We start from the raw sequence: 19773 nt of genomic DNA on the forward strand, positions 1-19773 counted from the left end.
CGAGGTTAACCACATCGTAGAAACTCCGTGTCTTTTTATTGCCGCTTCTAGTAACTCTACATCTAAGATCACCTCATCCTGAACTAACACCAACGTTAATCCATTTAATAAGGCTCCCCAGATTTCAAAGGTAGACGCATCAAAGACCAAAGCTCCTGTTTGCAGAAGCGAATCTCCTTCCTTCAGCTCCACATAATCAGGATTGCAAACCAAGCGCATGACGCCCCGTTGCGTCGCCATGACTCCCTTAGGTTGCCCTGTAGAACCTGAGGTGTAGATCACATAGGCTAGATCTTCTGCTGTAGAAGCAATCGGCTCCAAAATTCCACTTGTTTTTTTGGCTGTCGCTTCTCCTTCTTCCCCGCTCTCGCTAGAATAAAGCAGTTCCTGCAGATTCAGGCTCTCCCCCTCAAAAGCAAGAAACTCTTCTCTTTGCTCTTGTGTCAGAAGCAGGCTCACTCCAGCATCCTCTAGCATATACTTCATTCTATCTACTGGATAATCAGGAGAAAGTGGAAGATACGCTCCTCCTGCTTTGATAATCCCTAAGATACCTATAATGGTTTCAGGGTTACGATCTGCCATGATTCCTACTGGATGATTTGGTCGAACTCCATGCAGTTGGAGGTGTTTTGCCACTAAATTCGCTTTCTCATTCACTTCTTGATAGGTCAGCTTCCGATCTTCAAACACGATCGCTATCTGCTCGGGAGTATGAGCCACTTGTTCTGCAAATCGCTCAGCAAGACTTAGATCTGAAGGGTAGTCATGTTTTGTATGATTAAACGTATAGAGCAATTCTTCCCTCTCTAATTCTGAGAGAAGCTCAATCTCTGACAGCTTCTGATCAGGCTCTTCTACTATTTGTTCTAGAACCTTTAGATAATGTTGGAAGAAACGTAGCATGGTTTCTTCTTTAAACAGCTTGGTAGCATACTCTAAAGTGAAGTGAATCCCATCAGTGATTTCCTGACTAAATAACGAAAAATCAAATCTACTAACGTTATCCTGAAAGTCCTGAAGAGCGAACGTCAGCTCCTCTACTTCTGGCTCTGTTATTTCCATATTCTGAAGAACAAACATGGTATCAAAAACAGGGTTCCGACTTACATCTCTTCTTAGATATAAGTGGTCAAGTAGTTCATCAAAGGGATAATCTTGATTCGCATAAGCAGAAATAGCCGTTCCTTTCACTTCATGAATGAACTGTCTGACGGATTTAGTAGACTGGGGAAAATTCCTCATTGCTAGGGAGTTAACAAACATTCCGATCATGTGATGTAAGCTATTATGAGTACGCCCAGCAATTGGAGAGCCTACAATAAGATCTTCCTGACCGGTATATTTTGATAGGACAATGTTGTACGCAGCTAATAAGACCATATATAGGGTTGTTCCCGTATTCGTTGCTAATTGGTATAGTTTTTCTGTAGAGGTTCGATCGAGCCTAAAAACAAGACTGTTGCCTTCAAAGCTCTGGGTGACAGGTCGTGAAAAGTCTGTAGGCATTGCTAATACTGGAAGCTCACCTGATAAATTTTGCAGCCAATATTCTTTTTGTTTATTCATTTCTGGAGTTAGCAGCCTATCATTTTGCCAATTGACAAAGTCTTTATACTGCAACTGTATAGCAGGAACTTCCTCTCCCTTATACAAGGATGCAAATTCTTGAATAAATAGATTCATCGACGTACCATCAGAAATGATATGATGCATATCCAGCACTAAGAAATGTTTAGCTTCAGCTACTTGGATGATTCCAACTCTAAACAGAGGGGCTTGTCTTAAATCAAATGGTTGAATAAATTGATTCATTATTTCTTCTACATTTGTTTTTCCTTTAAGGTATGTCAGTTTGAACTGGATGGAATCGTGTACTTTTGAGATTGGTTTACCATCTAGAGAATCAAAGGAAGTCCTTAAGATTTCATGCCTATGTATAAGCTTAGTGAAGCTCTCTTCTAGTCTTTTATAATCAACCCTTCCCTCCACGGAGAGAATGATCGGGATATGATAGCTTCTTTCGCTTTCTTCGAGCTGTGTGAGAAGATAGATTCTTTTTTGAGCAGAAGAAACAGGGTAGATCTCTTGTTCTTCTACTGGGAGAATAGCTGATGCGCCACTTTCTTCTGCGTGCTCAATCTTTTTAGCTAACTCTTTAATCGTCAAGCTGTCAAAAATATCTTTGACTGTCAGTTCAACGCTCAACTCTTCATGAACTCTTGAAATAAGTTCCATCATTTTTAGAGAATGACCACCTAAATCAAGAAAACCATCCTGTACTCCTATTTCGTTAACTCCCAAGATCTCACGACAGATTTGGACTAGTTTTATTTCTATATCCGTTTCTGGTCGTTCTACCACCTTTGTTTCAGCTTGAATTTCGAGCTGCTTGTGAAGTTCTGCGATCGTTTCTGCAAATTCATCACATGCATATTGTTCAGCCAGTTTATATCTTTGGACCTTACCACTGGTTGTTTTAGGAATACTTTTAATAGGAATCACTTCATGAACCATGATGCCGATTTTATAGAGCATTGTTTTTTTAATCATCTCGTACAATTCCAAATATTTGGAAATTTCTTTGCGGAACATAACAAAAAGAACAACGACTTCTTTTTGTGTATCTCTTTCTGATACTCCACATGCCACGATTTTACTTGGATCTATTCCAGGGACAGTGGCAGCAACCCTTTCTAGGTCATGGGCATAATAATTTTGACCATTGACAAAAATAATATCTTTCGACCTACCTGTAATTACAAGGCGTCCTTCCTTTAAAAATCCTAAATCTCCTGTATCTAACCAGCCATCAGCAGTGATGGCTTTTTGGCTTGCTGCAACGTTGTTATAATAACCGCTTGTGACATTTTTACCCTTAATTTGAATATTGCCGATGATCTTTTCTTCTACCTCTTGTTGGTTTTCATCACATATTCGAATCAGACAATCATTAACGGGATAACCTACATCTACAAAGGTAACTGTTCTATCATCTTTCTCTGGGACTTCAATAATTTCTTGCCCTGTGTTTAGATGATCTCTTTGAAGATAAACAGTACTAAATTCCTGGCCAGGTGGTGGAAAAGTAACTGCCAAGCTAGCCTCAGCCATTCCATAAACAGTAAACATTACCCCTCTGTTTAATCCGTATTTCTCCATTTCATCTAGAAACTCGTGACATAGTGAAGCGGATATAGGTTCTGCACCATTAAAAATAAGTCGTAGATGGGACAAGTCCCAATTTGAAGCATTTTCTGGCTTAAAATGTTGTAGGAAATGTTGATATCCAAAATTCGGGGATGAAGTTAAGGTTGCCTGATGCTGTTGGACCTTAGAAAGCCATAAATTTGGACGTCTAACAAATAGAGAAGTAGGCATTAAGTACTGCTGCTTATTTGCTAAAACTGGCAAGATGTGAAATCCAATTAAGCCCATATCATGAGTTAGTGGCATCCAACTAAGCGTTGCATCATTTTCTTGCATATTCATTCCCTTTTCGATGGCTTGAATATTTGTTACTAAATTCTCATGAGTCAAAACAACACCTTTTGGATCACCAGTAGAACCGGAGGAAAATTGTATGAAGGCAATGTCTGTAGGTTTAGGACAATAGATGCTTGCTTCTGAAGAGGAGTATGTAAGATTTTCAATTAAAAGTGTATGATCTTTTATGTCATGCAATGGAGCGGAATCTATCTTTTTCTCAGAGAGAAAGGTTTCAAATGAGGAAAAACTTTTGCGGTCACTAATAAGATAGGGACGGTGACACGTGTTCCAGATTTTTAATACTTTATTTCTAAGTTCATCATTTGCACTAGGCGTCACAGGAACAGGATGATGCCTCCCAGAATACATGCCCAAAAAACATAGATAAAAGTTTCATTATCTTCAATTTGAAAGACTAGTTCTTGTTTTGGTTTCATTCCTTGTGCTTGCAAATCATGTAAGACAGCTAACGCCCTATGATATAAATCTTGATACGAAACATACTTTTCATTCTGTTCACTAGAAATAAAAGTGATCCCGTTGAAACAATGAACTTTACTTAAATCTTGAATTTTTTTCACTAGATCCATTAGTGCATCACTCCAATTATTCAAGTTTAGTCATTCTATACTATCTATGAGAATAGAAATAAGAAGGAATAATACCAATTGTCTATGCATCCACCTTATGAAACTATTTTAGACAAAATGTTACATTGCGTCAATTAATTAGGCAAAATTTATAAATTCTTTACAAATGAAAAAAGCTCCTCAGGAAGTCCCAAGGAGCTTTAAAAATTTGAAGATATTTTATTCAAAATAAAAATCTACATATGTTGCCATTCCTAATTTCCATTTACCATCAACATTCACAAAGCTTTTTATAGAAGTAGCTGTGTACGTATAAGGGTCAGAAGAGTCCTTGCTTGTATAGGTTTCGGTAACCTTAGCAGCTACATATTCATCATCACCAAATAAAAGGTTAAAGCTAACTAGCTTCACAGTTTCGGTAATTTCTTCCGTTTCGAGCATTTCCACTAACGTGTCGAAATCTGGAGAATTGGAATCGATCAAGGAAAGGTATCCTTTAACATCTTGATTATTTATTGTTTTAACAAACTCATCTGCTAGGTTCTTTAGTTTAGCTTGGTTTTCTTTTGAAGTTGTTAACTTTGTATTTCCAAACACATTTTTATCATGTTTTGTAAATGTAACATTCATTTCTTTTTCTGTAGTTAGGTCGATTAACTCTAAGTGAACCTCATCATTTAATAAGGTAACCCCGCCAAAGAAAAAGCGATCTCCAGCTTCATTATAGGCTGTAAAATCAGCAATTCCTTCACTATCGATTCTAGCGTAGGCATAGTCATACCAATACGGACCAGATTGTGTACCTGTATCATAATAATAAAACACGCGAATAAGATCTTTTTCAACAAAATAGATATCTAGGCGTTGAGAATTAGAAATCCAAGTCCCTTGATAATCTGTTACTGATTTGTAGGTGCTTTGTTTGCTTGTAATGGTAATCGTTCTTGTTGCCCCATCCCATACGACATTAGCCCCTAATGATTCACTAATAAAACGAAGAGGTACCATCGTTGAACCGTTCATCACTTCAGCTGCCACTGATAGAGTAACCTTCTTTCCATTCACTAGAGCTTCTTTTTTTCCTAATTGAAGTTCAACTACTGTCGAACCTTTTGTTGCATGAATCTTCTTCGTACTAGCATCATAAAAAACACTTGCTCCTAAGCTTTCGAAGATTCCACGCAGGGGCACTAAGGTAGAACCGCTTTTGATCACTGGAGGTTGATTGTAGGTTTGCGTTTCACCATTGATTTTCACAGTGATGGGTTGTTCTGCTGCACTTACTGTTGAGACAAGTGCGAAAAGCATAAAAAATACTAAGAATAATGACAAGGTTTTTTTCAAGTTTGTTCTCTCCTTTTTGCCTAGATGATAAGTAGAATATGACAAGGAATTTTCTGCCATCCCATTCGCTGTCATATTTACTTTATCGTCACATCCGCTACTAAAATAAATAGGTTTTTGTGATTTTTTTCATAAAAAAATAGCCAGAAATAAATTCCAGCTACTATTTATTCTTCATATAAGTCAGCAAAGCAAGGATAAACATACCGAACATCAACATTAAAACTAATGTGTCCTTTACTTCCACGGATAACCACTCCTTTTATCGGATCGTAAAATCGATTGATTATCCATTAGTATGACACGAAAGGGATGGAAACATACGTTCTCTTTTAAAAACACTTTATTCTTCTGCTCCTGCTTAAAATGGATACAATAACGGCAACAGAATCACGACAATTATAGCAACAATAAATTGTAACGGAATCCCTACCTTAACAAAATCAAAAAAAGTATATTTTCCTGCTGCCATTACCATGGCATTCGGCGGGGTTGCAATAGGAGTAGAAAAGGACATACTTGCTAAAAAGGCGACAGCCATCACCATGGGAATAGGGCTAACCTCTAACTGCTGTGAGGTTAGAATGGCGACAGGATATAATAATACAGCCGTTGCAGTATTGCTAATAAATTGACTGAAAACAGATCCGATAAGATATAATCCCGCTAATACAGCGACTGGACCAAACTGACCTAAACCCGAAATTAACCCTTCGGACATGAACGTGACTCCACCCGTTTTTTCTAATGCCGTTGCCATGGGAATCATGCAGGCGATAAGCACGACCGTTTGCCAATTTATCGAGCGGTATGCTTGGTCTGTATGTCTGACACAGCCCGTTAAGATCATTAAGACTGCAGCAATGACAATAGATACTACAGAAGGAATCCATTCAAACATCATCATAACCATCATCCACAGGAGGATGGAACCTGCAACGATAGGTCGATAAGGAAACTCATTCTGTACAGGACACTGCTTCGCATATTTCAATACAACTGTATCATTCTTTTCATTGGCAAGGAGATTAATATTCCCCCAATCACCATGGACAAGCAAGGCATCACCATAGGCAAGTTTCTCTTTCTGAGATGGGCGCTTAGGGTCCTTGTACTGAGGATTGATTGCCAATACTGTTAGGCCATATTTATCTCGGAAATGAATATCTTTAATCGATTTATTGATCAATCTAGACTGAGGAGTCAAAATAACCTCAGCTAGTTTAGATTTTTCTAAGGATAGTCGCTCTTTTAACTCTACTTTCACTTCCTCCAAAGCTGTTGTACCAAGAAACCTCTTGAAAGAATCTTCATCTGTATAAAGAATTAAGATTTGACCCGCTTCAAGTATATCGTTTGGGCCAGCAGTTACTTGCTGCATGGATGAACTACCTGGTAGACGGAATCGTCCATTATGTTCTTGTTTCACTACCTCTAATACAGTTACATTATACGTACTCGGCCATTGCAGTTCTTTTAAGGTTTTGCCAACAGCCTGGTGCTGCTCTGGAATAAGCACATAATGAATGAAAGAGAGGGCTTTATATTGTTTTAGTAACTCTTCTCCGTTAAAACGAGTCGACCCGTCCGATTCTTTTTCAAGAGGCTTATCCAGCAAACGACGACCAATAAACCATAGATAGGCAATCCCTGCTAACAGGATAGCCAGAGCTATCGGAGCAAAAGCAAAAAATGAAAGTCCTTGATATCCATTATCTATCAAGCTTTGACTAGCGATCAAATTTGGAGGTGTCCCAATCAAGGTGAGAGACCCTCCCATACTACTGGCAAAAGCCAAGGGCATTAATAGCTTTCCAGGATGAATCTCCATCTGCTGACATAGACTGACTACAATCGGAAGCAGGATGGCTACGGTCCCAGTATTACTCATAAATCCACTTAGCAGAGCAACGAGCAAAATCATAAAGATCGTCAGCTTAAATTCACTGTTCCCTGTCCGATTGACCAATAATTGACCCGCTTTCTGAGCTAGTCCGCTCTGAAAGACTCCTTCCCCTACAACAAAAAGGGCGGCAATCATGATAACCACACTATTAGAAAAACCGGCAAATGCCTCTGGTACTGTCAAAAGCCCTGTTATTAGCAGTGCCAACAAAGCACAAACCGATACAAGATCAGCACGGAAGCGAGGAATTAAAAAACAAATGGTTGTGATGAAAAGAAATGAAAAAAACCAGTTGCATATCTGTCATGATTATTGTCCTTTCAATAAAACATTTTGAATAGTATCATTGTAACGGATTTTCATTATTTTAGGACAAGTGATCAATGAATATTCTGTGTATTATGAAATACTTTTTGAATGAAAATTTACCGTTCCTCTATGTTCGAGAGTATTTCTTCTAATCGGCTACAAAATGCACCTATATCATGTACTCCAGATACATAAAGCATGATTTCTAACTGAATATCAATAAATTGCTTATTATTTAAACCAAGTTCTGTGATTTGCTTGTATGTAGGAACAATTTCACGAAACATAAAGTATCGGGAAGGTCTATAAATTGATTCCTGCCCTTCCCATTCGGTCGCCTTACGCATTGCCGGCAAAGTAAGCGTATGCTGTCTAATATGTAACTGTGTTTGATAAGAAGTCATATAGTCTACAAATTGTTTTGCTTTTTCCTTCACCACTGAACGTTTATTAATCGCTAAACCAATAGTAATTAACAATGTATCCGAGTTTTCGAAGGTAGGGATTGGCGACACAATCAAAAGTAAGCCCTGAATCTTTAAAGGCATTAAGATAGAAGTAGGTCGTCATAATGACAGACACCTTCTCTTCCAGAAAGAGCGCTTCCACATCAGCTTCGTTTTCCGTTATAAGTATGGGGAACACGTCAGGGTTTAAGATCATATCCCGACATATCGTCAATCCCTCGACTAATTTAGTCCCTTTCACTTTGTATTTCCCGTGCTCATCTGGAACTAGTTTCATACCACTCTGGAGCATAAAAATAGGCCAGCGGTTCCGAGAAGGCAAATGATAATAGAACCCATAGGTATGATTCTTCATCGCTACTTGCTGTGCAGCGTTCAGTAAATCGTGCCATGTCCAACTGCTATCTGGTTCAGATACCTCTGCCTGACGGAAATGTTCACGGTTATAACATAGAATCACAGGTGAAAAAATAAACGGTTGAGCCAATAAACAACCCTCGTGTTGAAATGCTTGATTTAAAAAAGGAAACATTTCCTCGTTCATTGAAACATTCTCAAGCATCTCCGTATTTGAGGTATCTATAAAATATTGAAAATTGTTATTGCTTAGCATAACCACATCAAGAACCCCAGCCTCTAGGTAGCTTTTTAAGGAAAAGCTATATTCACTCAAAGGTAATTCTAATAATTGAACATGGATCGTAGGATATTCTTGATGAAACTTTTCAATGATCTGCTCTAATTCGATTAATTGAGGAAAGCGACTCGAATACCCAAATTTAATGATGGTTTTTTCTTCTGATCCTATATTGATTACTCGGTTGCCCACTCTCGGAATCTTTTCGATCCATCCTTCTGACACCAAAACAGCTAAGCCTTTTCGAATAGAGCTATTTCCTAATTTGAAGCGTTTCTCCAAATCTTTTTCTGAGGGAAGAAAGCTTCCCACTGTTAAAGCACCATTTCTTATCTCATCTCGAAGACATTCTATCATTTCCTCCAAGCGTGCTTGAAAGTTTTTTCGACTGCTTCTCTTCTGCATATTCATACCCCCTCTATATCCCGACCTATCTCATATAACATGTTCATTAAATGTATTTTAAGCATACTAGAAAAAAGATACCTAACTCAAGTTTATCAGATTTCACACTCTTGTTTAGAGTACAAGCGAGCTAAAATCTCGTAGAAAAAAGCAGTAGATTAAGGATTTCCTTACATCTACTGCTTCTTTGTTTAGTATAAATACATGCTAATGCCCATTCTCCTAGCTTATTGCTGATTAGGGTTATAACCCGGTTTATAAATAATCGGGTTTGTTACAACCTTATTTTTCACATGCTGATCAAGAAATGCCCAAGCTTCTCTATCTGCTTGAGTTTTGGCTTCACCAGTAAAGCCATGCCCTTGTTTAGGAACTATTTTCAGATCAACAACCTGTACTCCACCATTTCTTAATTGCTGAGCGAACTTTTCACTTTGTGTATAAGGAACTCTTTTATCATCCTTACCATGACGAATCCAGAATGGAGGATCATCTGATGAGGCATAGGTACCGGGCATAGCCAAGCGCGCAAGATTAGGTAATGTTCCAGCTGGTCCTCCTAATAATGCTGTTAATGAACGATCCTTATTAGCCTCGGGAGTTATAAAATCAGCGGGTCCATACCAATCAATAACAGCTTGAACCTTGGACGAATATTCCTGCCACCCTCCAGTTCCTTCAAGATCTAAGGTTTCAACAATATTTCCATTATCTAATTCAATCAACTCACCCTGCATTAAATCTCCAGTTGTCCCTAATAAAGAAGCAAGATGACCTCCCGCTGACACTCCCCAGACACCAATTCGACTTGGATCTAGCTTGTACATTCCACGATGAGCTCTTAAGTATCGAATCGCAAGCTTAACATCTTGGATTTGAGCAGGATAAATAGCCTCTCCTGTCAAACGATAATCAACGGTAACTCCAATATAGCCTCGCTTACTTACCATACCACAAATATTTCTTAAAGTAGCGTTATTATCTCCTTTTCGATCTCCATGGTTCCATCCTCCTCCATGAACATATACCACTACGGGCATTGGATCTGCTGGAGGGGTTTCAGGAACTGCGATAGACATATAGATCGGACGGTTCCCTGCTGTACCAATTTCCACATCTTCATATAAGATTGTACTTGGAAAGTCTGTGCAAGACTTCCCTTCTGGTAGGTCAGTCGGTGGAGAAATCGGTGGAATAACCGGCGTAATTCCAGGGATAGCTTGTCCAGAAATCGCAACACTGTCAAAATAGATATTTCCGCTAATAGGGTTTCCAACTCTAAATCTCACCTTGAAGTTTGGATTATTGTTAGCTTGATTTCCTAAGTTCCATGTTTTCTCTGTATTTGGAGAACTTGTCGTACCAGCTGGGAGTTTGAATTCCTCTAAGGTAGTCCAATTGCTTCCACCGTCAGCCGACCATTCTACAATCATGCTGCCCGCGCTGTAGGAAGAGGCTCTTGTGGAATAACTTACCTTAATATTGTCATACCCTGTTGTATTTAATGGCAGTGCTAATGCATCTGTCACATCAATTTTGACCATATTTGGTACAGATGGAGCATAGTTGGATGCTGAGGTTCTCGCTGTACTATTATTAGACCCCTCCTGAATCCATGGTTCAGGAATGATCACTCCACCTGTGGAACCAAATCTAGTGGAATCATCGAAGTTTTCTTCAAAAAACAGAAGGTCAGGACCTCCTAGCTGTGAAAAATTCGAATTCTGGGTTTCTTGAATCGCCAAATCCTCCAAGAACATTTGTTCAACAGCAGCATTAGCTGCAAAAGTATTTAATTCTAGTGTTGACAATAAGACTGCGAACAGCATAATCAAACATAACGGAATCACAATCATTTTCTTTCTAAACTGACCTATCATTTCATCCCCTCACCTTTCATTAATTATTTTCCTTAATCCTCCCCGACACAATGACATTTTGAACACTAAGCATACAGGCTATCCGTAAGCATTCCCCCTTAAGTAATCAAGTATCATTGCTTGGTCAAGCTGTAGCTGACTGACTCTTATCTGACTTCTGAAGTTATTATATTACATTTTTTTCAAAAAAGTCAATCTATTTATGTTAATAAATAGCAAATTTAAAAGTTAGATAATAGTCAAAAAAAAAATAAAAATAAAAGACCTGTTCTAAGTACCTCCTAGTTACTTAGAAACAAGTCTTGCTTGATACATGTAAGGACTCAATCCCTATCACTGTATAAATCCATGATTCATGTTTTTGCCATAGAAAATCTCATCCATCTCAGACTTAACTCTTGCCGCGATATCTTCTATCTCCTCAGCTTCCAGCTTTTCTTTGGTATATCCAAACAAGTAGTTGTTCAGATCAAATTCTTTTAATTTACACTTTGTATGAAAAATATTTTCCTGATAAATATTCACATCAATCATGTCATACACATTTTTTATGTCATCAGGAATATAATTTTGTATGGAGCTTATCTCATGATCAATGAATAGTTTATGCCCATTAATATCTCTGGTAAAGCCTCTGACCCGATAATCAATCGTGATTATATCCGTATCGAAGGAGCGAATAAGATAGTTTAGAGCTTTAAGAGGGGATATCTCACCGCAGGTTGAAACATCTATATCCGCTCTAAAAGTACTAATCCCCTCATCAGGGTGGTACTCTGGATATGTATGAACCGTAATATGACTTTTATCTAATTGCAGCACTACATTGTCTGGCAGAGGTCCCGGTGACTCTTCAAAGGATTCGGTCGGCACTTCTACAACAGGGCCTTCGGATACCAATAAAGTTACGCTAGCACCCTGTGGTACATAATCTTGTTTTGCCACATTTAATACATGGGCACCGATAATTTCTGACACTGCCTTGAGGATATTCGTTAACCTCTCCGCATTATATTGTTCATCAATATATTGGATATATGCTTCTCTCTCATCCCTCGTTTTTGTATAACAAATATCATACATATTAAAGCTTAATGATTTAGTTAAATTATTAAATCCATGTAAGGTAACACGCTGTTCTGGAGTTAGTTTCATCGTTACTTCCTCCCTATTTTTATTCTATTCAATTTCTTAACACCTATTTTTGGGGTCTACTCCTAGGGTGTCCATTTCTGTGCTAAAAACACAAAAAACAGTCTTGTTCTTCACAAGACTGTCTGACACATGGAACATAGCTGGATTATTATTCTCCATAATAGCGAGATAATTCCATAATCATAGCGCCCATTCTTTCGTTTTGAGGAGCTAACCAACGCTCGACTCCTTCTTCCGTTAACGCCTCAGCCGTCACCTTTCCTACTGCAACTGCTAGTACCTTCTCTTTGAAGGAAGAGATCACTTCCTCTAGGCAATGTTGCTCTTTTGCATAAGAAAACAAGGAACGCACTTGAATCGCAGTGGTAAAGCATACTGCATCTACTTCATGACTAATGATTTCTGTGCATAGTTTTTGAACCGTCTCTTTTTCAGGTGGGATGTGTTGGTATGGTAAGATATGAAGCACTTCAGCCCCTCTCTTTTCTAGAAATTGAGTAAGAGTGGGGGCTGTTTCCCCATGAAGCTGAACCATCACTTTTTGATTCGTAAAATCAACTTCTTCCAACGCTCTTGTTAATCCACGCGTCGTCCCATCTTCATCAACAGCTAAAGGTGTTACCCCTATTTTTTTTAGAGCAGCAACCGTCTTATAGCCCCTTGATGCTACCTTTGATTTTTTGATTACGTCTAAAAAATCATGTTCCAGCTCTAATTTTTGTGCAATTGTCACTAACGTTTCTGTCCCTATACCCGTTGTGAAAATCGACCAATCTGCTCCTTCTCGAATATAGTGCCTAAGAGAAGGCTCTACTTCTGCCTCAGCTAAAAACACCGTTCCTTGAAGAGAACGAATGAGGGGCATCCCCCCTTGTTTTTCAATCAATGTACACATTTCCTCTGTTTTACGTGAAGCGGTGATAACGATTCGCTTTCCACTAAGCCCTTTTGACATTCCTCTTCCTCATTTCTTCAACGTATTTATCTTCTAACCGCCAGGTGGAGTAAAGACTCCAGCTGATGGCAGTCTACTTATATGTAGCCTTTATCATACTATGATCCACTCTCACCTTCAACAATCTTCCGGTACTCTTCACCCCAAGCACGCATTTGAAAAATGATCGGTTCTAATGTCCTGCCAAACTCCGTAATGGAATATTCCACCTTAGGCGGAACTTGTTTGTATACTTCTCTATGGATGATTTTATCATTTTCCAGCTCACGCAATTGAAGAGTCAGCATTCTCTGAGTAATTCCTGGCATGAGTCTGCGGAACTCGTTAAACCGCATTGTCCCGTTTAACAAATGAAATAAAATAATCCCCTTCCACTTTCCTCCTATTACATCTAGCGTCGCCTCTACGGGGCATGAATATTGCAATTCTTCCCCACATAAGCCGTAACCACTTTTACGGTTTCTCATGTCATTCCCCTCCCAATAGTATACAAATTGATACTATATTACATTTATGTGCGTACTTTTATTAAACATTATAAGCCTATAGAATAAATTTACAAGCAAGTTATATTCAATTTTCTAAGGAGAGGATTAAAAATGAAAGAAACCATGAGAGAAACGATGAAAGCAGTAGGTCTATACAAATATTTACCGATTGATCAGCCAGAAAGCTTACTTGATCTGGAGATTCCAAAGCCAAAAGCAAAGGGAAAAGATCTTCTAGTTAGAGTCAAGGCGATTTCAGTCAATCCAGTTGATACAAAAGTTCGCTCACCAAAGGAAGCGATCGAAGAAACGCCAAAAATTCTTGGCTGGGATGTTGCTGGGATCGTCGAAGAAGTGGGAGAAGAAGTTTCTCTCTTTCAAGTAGGAGATGAAGTTTTTTATGCTGGCGCTATTGACCGCAAGGTGGAAATAGTGAGTACCATCTTGTTGATGAAAGAATTGTTGGAAAGAAGCCTGCTTCATTAGATTTTGCAGAAGCTGCTGCCCTTCCACTAACAGCTATCACGGCTTGGGAGGCATTATTTGACCGCCTATCCCTTCCTCTTGATAAGGAACTAAATCAAGGGAAGTCAATCCTTATTATCGGTGCTGCCGGAGGAGTAGGTCTATAGCTACTCAATTAGCCAAGTATGCCGGTTTAACCGTAGTGGGCACAGCGTCACGCGCCGAAACGATTGACTGGGTCAAATCAAATGGGGCTGATTATGTCATTAATCATTACCATCCTTTTACATCTCAGCTTTCAGAATTAGGTCTTGATCAAATCGACGCTATTTTATGTCTAAATTCCACCGATCAACATTGGGAAAACATGGCAGATGCCATTAAGCCTCAAGGGAAAATCAGCTCCATTGTGGAGACTGAAAAGCCTGTAAACTTGCGATTATTATTTAGTAAAAGTGTGTCTTTCACTTGGGAAATGATGTTTACTCGATCTTTATTCCAAACGCAGGATATGTTGAAGCAGCATCACCTTCTTCAAAACATAAGCACTCTCGTGGATCAAGGGATCATTCAAACGACCTTAACGAAACGTATTGAGAAGATTAATGCCAAGAACGTAAAGGAAGCACACCAAATTCTCGAAAGTGGAAAAATGATGGGCAAAGTCGTTCTTGAAAATTTTTAATCTGCGGATGTCCCCACAAATTGCCTTACTGATCCCTTCTTTTTAAGAAATACTAAGAGTGAAAAAAGATATTCTTAAGGAGGAAATGATATGTCATTAGAATGGTTTGACCGAGTTTGTGGGGAACTTCAAGATTATTTAGAATCGATATGTGAAAAATATGACGAAATCGGTCATATCTCCATTAACAGGGCCTCTAAGCATCCAAAAGTTGATTTTTTTGTGGAAACGGAAGATGAGGAAAGAGAGGTTTTTTGTACTCTTTACTTTGATCCATATAATGAAGAATTTTATATGGAGGAATTTGATCTGGTTCTTGAACAAACCTCTAGAACACTCCTCCCAGACATGGAAGATATTATAGATGCTGTTCACGAAACATTCCACGACTTTATGAACGATGTAAATGAAGAAGATGATTATATTTTATTTGAGGACGAAGATGGGGATGAAGATTATATTTTAATTGAAGAGGACGATGAGGAAACATATGCCTTAGAGGAAACGGACGATGAATATGGTGAACAAGAAATTCGTGTAGAGTGGACAACACCTGAGGTCACTGCTTTTGAAATTGAAGGAGAAGCAGAAATTGCTTACCAATTTGGAATCGTTCAAGAAACAGGTGATGGTGTCTTAAGACGAGTGAATCGAATGATCACAGATCGAAATGTCATGATGGAAGAAGAAACCAACTTTTTCTTCAATCGAGAAGAAGCAGGTACCATCGTTGATCTTATTGAGGACAATATGGATTTGATGGATGAACTCCATCACCATTAAACCAATTTATATAGTTTGGATAAAATAGCTTGGCTCAATCTTTATCCATTTTATACAAGAAAGTCCTTTATTTACTGATAATAAAGGACTTTCTTTGTCATATATTTCCTTACTATTTTTGTCACCGCTTATTCAATTTTCCGACACCGCTTTTTCAACCTTTCTATGATACCATCAATTTATAGTTGAAGATGTGATCTTGTTCACTATCTTGTTTTTTTTATCTAGATTGTGAACATATGAACAAAGTGTGAAAGTTGAGCTCACTTTCCCTCTTTTTTTTCTACAGAAGGAGTTGATACTTAATGAAAATGAAAAAAATGGTGGTTTCATTGGCAAGCTTATTGTTTATTTTTCTGCTTTCAGGTTGTCAGAACAATATGGTTGTCTTCAACCCTCAAGGACCTGTAGCCCAAAACATTCTTGATCTCATTAACTGGTCACTCATTTGGATGCTGCTTGTCGTTGTTGTGGTATTTGCATTATTTGCTTATATTGTGTGGAAATATAGAGAAAAACCCGAAAATAAAGATTACGAGCCACCTGAAGAACACGGCAGTGTCTTTTTAGAGATTCTATGGACGGGAATTCCAATTCTCATTGTCATTGCTCTAACGATTCCCACAGTAAAAACGTTATATGAATTAGAGGAAATTCCAAAAGGGTATGAGGATGTCAAGCCAGTCACTATCCACGTCACCTCTGCCGATTGGAAATGGATCTTCAGTTATCCTGAAGAGGGAATTGAAACTGTCAATTATGTTAATATTCCTATTGGCACACCTATTGATTTCAAATTAACATCAGCAACGACAATGCAATCCTTTTGGGTTCCGGCTTTAGGAGGACAAAAGTACACAATGGCAAAAATGGAAACTCAAATGTATCTCATCGCTGATTACCCTGGTTCATATGAAGGAAGAAACACAAACTTCAATGGGCGTGGATATGCTGACATGCAATTTGAAGTGCTTGCTCTAAGTCCAAAGGATTACGAGAAATGGGTCAACGAGGTACAGGAATCAGCTCCTAAGCTGACCGAAGAAAAGTATGAAGAAATACTGAAACCTACTCACCTGGGTCGACTTACTTTTTCTAATACGCATTTAGAATGGGTCAATCATGCTGAACTTTATTCTCCTACCTATACTCATCCTGAACTATATCGAGGACATGGATACCAAGGAAGAATCTTCGACAAGCCTGATAACTATCGCAACAAAGAAGAGTGGCTTGAACTTATTGAACGACAAAATGAACGACTAAACCAACATAACAATCATGGTCAGCATGAACAAATGAAGAAGGAAAATGCACCTGGAGGTGAGCATAATGGGCATTAATTGGAACGAGTTTTTTATTACCGGTGATCCATTAATTCTTGGATCTCAAATTGCCATTGCGCTAACATCGCTTGGTATTATCGCTGGTTTAACCTATTATAAAAAATGGAAATGGTTGTGGAGAGAATGGCTCACAACTGTTGATCATAAACGAATTGGAATTATGTATATTATTGCTGCCGTACTCATGTTTTTCCGTGGAGGCATGGATGGATTATTGATGAAAGTCCAGACCTCTAGACCTGAAATGCAATTTTTAGATGCACAACACTATAATGAAATATTTACAACTCATGGCGTTATTATGATCTTATTTATGGCCATGCCTTTTCTTATCGGTTTGATGAACGTCATCATTCCTTTACAAATTGGAGCAAGAGATGTCGCTTTTCCTCAATTAAATGCCTTAAGCTTTTGGCTATTCTTTAGCGGCGCGATGCTTTTCAACATCTCCTTTGTAATCGGAGGATCACCTGATGCAGGATGGACTTCCTACTTCCCTCTCGCTGGGAAAGAGTATAGTCCAGGTATAGGAAATAATTACTATGCGATCGCCTTGCAGATTGCTGGTATTGGTACACTCATGACGGGGATTAATTTTATCGTCACTATCTTGAAAATGAGAACAAAAGGCATGACTCTTATGCTAATGCCAATGTTCACTTGGACAACACTGATCACATCTGTGATTATTGTGGCAGCCTTCCCTATCTTTACAGTAGCTTTAGGTCTTATGACATTTGACCGACTCTTTGGAACACATTTCTTCACCGTTTCTGGTGGGGGATTAGATATGCTCTGGGCTAACCTCTTCTGGTTATGGGGACACCCTGAAGTGTATATTGTGGCTTTACCTGCTTTTGGAATCTTCTCAGAAGTTATCGCTACGTTTTCTAGAAAGAACTTATATGGATATAAGTCCATGGTTTACTCTATCCTTGGTATCGCCCTCTTCAGTATGGTTGTCTGGGTGCACCATTTCTATACAATGGGGGCTGGTCCTGCGGTGAATTCGTTTTTCTCCATTACGACCATGCTCATCGCTGTACCTACTGGGGTTAAGATTTTCAACTGGTTGTTTACGATGCGCAAAGGACACATACGAATGACCACAGCTATGCTTTGGGCACTTGCCTTCATTCCTTGTTTTGTTATTGGTGGGGTGACTGGTGTCATGCTTGCTATGGGAGCGGCAGATTATCAGTATCATAATACGCTATTCTTGGTTGCTCACTTCCACTATGTTCTGATTCCTGGTGTCGTTTTTGCCGTCTTTGCAGGTCTGTATTATTGGTGGCCTAAAATGTTCGGTCACATGTTAAATGAAAAAATCGGTAAGTATCATTTCTGGTTGTTTGTCATCGGCTTCAATCTCACTTTCTTCCCTATGTTTTTCTTAGGCTTAAGTGGTGCCGTTAGACGCTCCTACACCTTCTCGGTTGAGTCAGGATTTGCTCCATTATTCCTTGTTTCAGCCATTGGGTCCATTATTCTAGCTTTAGGATTTGCGGCTTTCTGCTATAACATCTATTGGAGCTTACGCTATGCAGATCGAAATATTCCTAGTGACCCATGGGGAGCTAGAACACTTGAATGGTCTACGGCTACTCCAGTTCAATATTATAACTTTGCCGTTGTACCTGAGGTGAATTCACATGATGCCTTCTGGAACATGAAGAAAAACAACAAAGGATTAAACATCTCAGACAAGGATATTGAAGAAATTCATATGCCTAGCAACTCTGGTCAGCCTTTCATTATGTGCGTTGCCTTTGGTATTGTCGGATTCCTTCTGGTCTTTGAATGGCATCTAGCAGCAGCTATTGCCTCCCTTAGCATCATAGCTGGATTGATCTATCGTTCATTTGATTATGACGAAGGCTACCATATCCATACTGATGAAATTATCGACACAGAACGCTCATGGAGAAATAAAGAGGGAGAGGTGCATTCCTATGGCAAGTAAAGTAGATACATCCTTACCTTTGGAATATCAGACGGAACAAAGTCGTTTAAATATTTTCGGATTTTGGATTTTCCTTGGCGCAGAAATTGTATTGTTTGCCACGCTTTTTGGAGTATACGCCGTCTTAGCAGAACGTTATGCTGGCGGCCCTACTCATCAAGACATTATCGTCATGAAGGATGTCTTAATTCAAACCGTTCTGCTCTTAACAAGTAGTTTTACATGTGGGATTGCTATTTTTGAAATGCGTCGAAATAATGTGAAGGGGTTATTAACCTGGTTAATTATTACCTTAGCTCTTGGAGCTGGCTTTCTCTACATGGAAATAAATGAGTTTATTCATTATGTTCATGAAGGAGCTACGATGCAAACCAGTGCTTTTCTTTCTAGCTTCTTTGTCCTATTAGGGACACATGGTGCTCACGTAGCCCTAGGAATTGGCTGGGCGATCATCATCATTATGCAGCTGCTCAAAAGAGGATTAACTCCAGTAACCGCTCGTAAAATATTTATTATTGGATTATACTGGCACTTTCTTGATGTTGTTTGGATTTTTATCTTCACATTTGTTTATTTAAAAGGGATGGTGTTATAAATGGAGAAAAATACAAATCGTTTTCCAATGAGTCAGGTTTATGGCTTCTTATTATCCCTTATCCTTACTTTTGCAGCGGCTGGTATAGCGTTAAAAACCTCGTTATCCTTTCATGTGGTCATGTGGATTATAGGTTCCCTAGCAGTCGTTCAAGCCGCTTTACAGCTCTTTATGTTCATGCATGTTACTGAGGGTGAAGATGGTAAAGCACAGGTTATCAATATTGTGTATGGAGTCTTTTGCGCTTTGATCATTGTTGTCGGTACGATTTGGGTTATGTCCTTTGGAATGCACAATCATTAAAATCTCGA

At 38.8% G+C, this 19773-nt stretch carries 16 protein-coding genes and 1 pseudogene; 6 read left to right on the forward strand and 11 right to left on the reverse strand.

Annotated elements, in window-relative coordinates; all coding sequences use genetic code 11:
* From JCM10596_RS24835 to JCM10596_RS09985, 11 genes are all read right to left on the reverse strand, one after another.
* Nucleotides 1-3858, reverse strand: a 3858-nt coding sequence (locus tag JCM10596_RS24835; RefSeq protein ID WP_148302556.1) for a condensation domain-containing protein, incomplete at its 3' end; no start/stop codon positions are given.
* Complete coding sequence (locus JCM10596_RS27745; RefSeq protein ID WP_051541258.1) at nucleotides 3825-4079, reverse strand: hypothetical protein; 255 nt, start codon at nucleotides 4077-4079, stop codon at nucleotides 3825-3827. The genes JCM10596_RS24835 and JCM10596_RS27745, both read right to left, overlap by 34 nt.
* A 219-nt stretch (nucleotides 4080-4298) precedes the next feature.
* Complete coding sequence (locus JCM10596_RS09950) at nucleotides 4299-5423, reverse strand: copper amine oxidase N-terminal domain-containing protein (protein ID WP_025027004.1); 1125 nt, start codon at nucleotides 5421-5423, stop codon at nucleotides 4299-4301.
* A gap of 163 nt (nucleotides 5424-5586) precedes the next feature.
* On the reverse strand, nucleotides 5587-5670 hold the full coding sequence (locus tag JCM10596_RS31280; RefSeq protein WP_148302561.1) for a putative holin-like toxin: 84 nt from the start codon (nucleotides 5668-5670) through the stop codon (nucleotides 5587-5589).
* 114 nt (nucleotides 5671-5784) lie between these two features.
* A complete protein-coding gene (locus JCM10596_RS09960) occupies nucleotides 5785-7629 on the reverse strand; it encodes an SLC13 family permease (protein ID WP_081791995.1) in 1845 nt (614 codons plus the stop codon).
* Nucleotides 7630-7754: 125 nt separating this feature from the next.
* Nucleotides 7755-8117, reverse strand: a complete 363-nt coding sequence (locus tag JCM10596_RS27755) for a hypothetical protein (protein ID WP_051541261.1) — start codon at nucleotides 8115-8117, stop codon at nucleotides 7755-7757.
* Nucleotides 8089-9147 (reverse strand): extracellular solute-binding protein, encoded by a 1059-nt coding sequence (locus JCM10596_RS24840; protein WP_051541262.1) that lies wholly within the window; start codon nucleotides 9145-9147, stop codon nucleotides 8089-8091. Before JCM10596_RS24840 ends, JCM10596_RS27755 begins: the two co-directional genes overlap by 29 nt.
* A 227-nt stretch (nucleotides 9148-9374) precedes the next feature.
* A complete protein-coding gene (locus JCM10596_RS27760; protein ID WP_025027006.1) occupies nucleotides 9375-11027 on the reverse strand; it encodes an alpha/beta hydrolase in 1653 nt (550 codons plus the stop codon).
* Between the two features lie 333 nt (nucleotides 11028-11360).
* On the reverse strand, nucleotides 11361-12182 hold the full coding sequence (gene speD, locus JCM10596_RS09975) for an adenosylmethionine decarboxylase (RefSeq protein WP_025027007.1): 822 nt from the start codon (nucleotides 12180-12182) through the stop codon (nucleotides 11361-11363).
* A 148-nt stretch (nucleotides 12183-12330) separates the two neighbouring features.
* Nucleotides 12331-13137: a uroporphyrinogen-III synthase gene (locus JCM10596_RS09980; protein WP_025027008.1), complete on the reverse strand. Its 807-nt coding sequence runs from the start codon at nucleotides 13135-13137 to the stop codon at nucleotides 12331-12333.
* A 98-nt stretch (nucleotides 13138-13235) separates the two neighbouring features.
* On the reverse strand, nucleotides 13236-13604 hold the full coding sequence (locus JCM10596_RS09985) for a winged helix-turn-helix transcriptional regulator (RefSeq protein ID WP_025027009.1): 369 nt from the start codon (nucleotides 13602-13604) through the stop codon (nucleotides 13236-13238).
* A gap of 156 nt (nucleotides 13605-13760) precedes the next feature.
* On the opposite strand from JCM10596_RS09985, the pseudogene JCM10596_RS24850 reads away from it, so the two are divergent.
* From JCM10596_RS24850 to qoxD, 6 genes and pseudogenes are all read left to right on the forward strand, one after another.
* Nucleotides 13761-14775, forward strand: a pseudogene (locus JCM10596_RS24850) (zinc-binding alcohol dehydrogenase family protein).
* Nucleotides 14776-14865: 90 nt separating this feature from the next.
* Entirely contained in the window at nucleotides 14866-15558 is a 693-nt protein-coding gene (locus JCM10596_RS09995) for a hypothetical protein (RefSeq protein WP_025027010.1), read from the forward strand.
* 311 nt (nucleotides 15559-15869) lie between these two features.
* Nucleotides 15870-16901, forward strand: a complete 1032-nt coding sequence (qoxA, locus tag JCM10596_RS10000) for a cytochrome aa3 quinol oxidase subunit II (protein ID WP_025027011.1) — start codon at nucleotides 15870-15872, stop codon at nucleotides 16899-16901.
* On the forward strand, nucleotides 16891-18867 hold the full coding sequence (gene qoxB / locus JCM10596_RS10005; protein WP_025027012.1) for a cytochrome aa3 quinol oxidase subunit I: 1977 nt from the start codon (nucleotides 16891-16893) through the stop codon (nucleotides 18865-18867). The genes qoxA and qoxB overlap by 11 nt, the downstream gene beginning before the upstream one ends.
* Entirely contained in the window at nucleotides 18857-19462 is a 606-nt protein-coding gene (gene qoxC / locus JCM10596_RS10010; RefSeq protein WP_025027013.1) for a cytochrome aa3 quinol oxidase subunit III, read from the forward strand. Before qoxB ends, qoxC begins: the two co-directional genes overlap by 11 nt.
* On the forward strand, nucleotides 19463-19765 hold the full coding sequence (gene qoxD, locus JCM10596_RS10015) for a cytochrome aa3 quinol oxidase subunit IV (protein ID WP_025027014.1): 303 nt from the start codon (nucleotides 19463-19465) through the stop codon (nucleotides 19763-19765).
* Nucleotides 19766-19773 lie beyond the last annotated feature (8 nt).

The sequence above is a fragment of the Caldalkalibacillus mannanilyticus JCM 10596 genome (genome assembly GCF_000615945.1).
GTDB classification, from domain to species: domain Bacteria; phylum Bacillota; class Bacilli; order Caldalkalibacillales; family JCM-10596; genus Bacillus_AT; species Bacillus_AT mannanilyticus.

Bases quoted from the DNA above. Each gene is read 5' to 3' on its own strand.
- JCM10596_RS27745 (WP_051541258.1), bottom strand. From the start codon at position 4,079: ATGGATCTAGTGAAAAAAATTCAAGATTTAAGTAAAGTTCATTGTTTC.
- JCM10596_RS24840 (WP_051541262.1), bottom strand. From the start codon at position 9,147: ATGCAGAAGAGAAGCAGTCGAAAAAACTTTCAAGCACGCTTGGAGGAA.
- JCM10596_RS27760 (WP_025027006.1), bottom strand. From the start codon at position 11,027: ATGATAGGTCAGTTTAGAAAGAAAATGATTGTGATTCCGTTATGTTTG.
- speD (WP_025027007.1), bottom strand. From the start codon at position 12,182: ATGAAACTAACTCCAGAACAGCGTGTTACCTTACATGGATTTAATAAT.
- JCM10596_RS09980 (WP_025027008.1), bottom strand. From the start codon at position 13,137: ATGTCAAAAGGGCTTAGTGGAAAGCGAATCGTTATCACCGCTTCACGT.
- JCM10596_RS09985 (WP_025027009.1), bottom strand. From the start codon at position 13,604: ATGAGAAACCGTAAAAGTGGTTACGGCTTATGTGGGGAAGAATTGCAA.
- JCM10596_RS09995 (WP_025027010.1), top strand. From the start codon at position 14,866: ATGTCATTAGAATGGTTTGACCGAGTTTGTGGGGAACTTCAAGATTAT.
- qoxA (WP_025027011.1), top strand. From the start codon at position 15,870: ATGAAAAAAATGGTGGTTTCATTGGCAAGCTTATTGTTTATTTTTCTG.
- qoxB (WP_025027012.1), top strand. From the start codon at position 16,891: ATGGGCATTAATTGGAACGAGTTTTTTATTACCGGTGATCCATTAATT.
- qoxC (WP_025027013.1), top strand. From the start codon at position 18,857: ATGGCAAGTAAAGTAGATACATCCTTACCTTTGGAATATCAGACGGAA.
- qoxD (WP_025027014.1), top strand. From the start codon at position 19,463: ATGGAGAAAAATACAAATCGTTTTCCAATGAGTCAGGTTTATGGCTTC.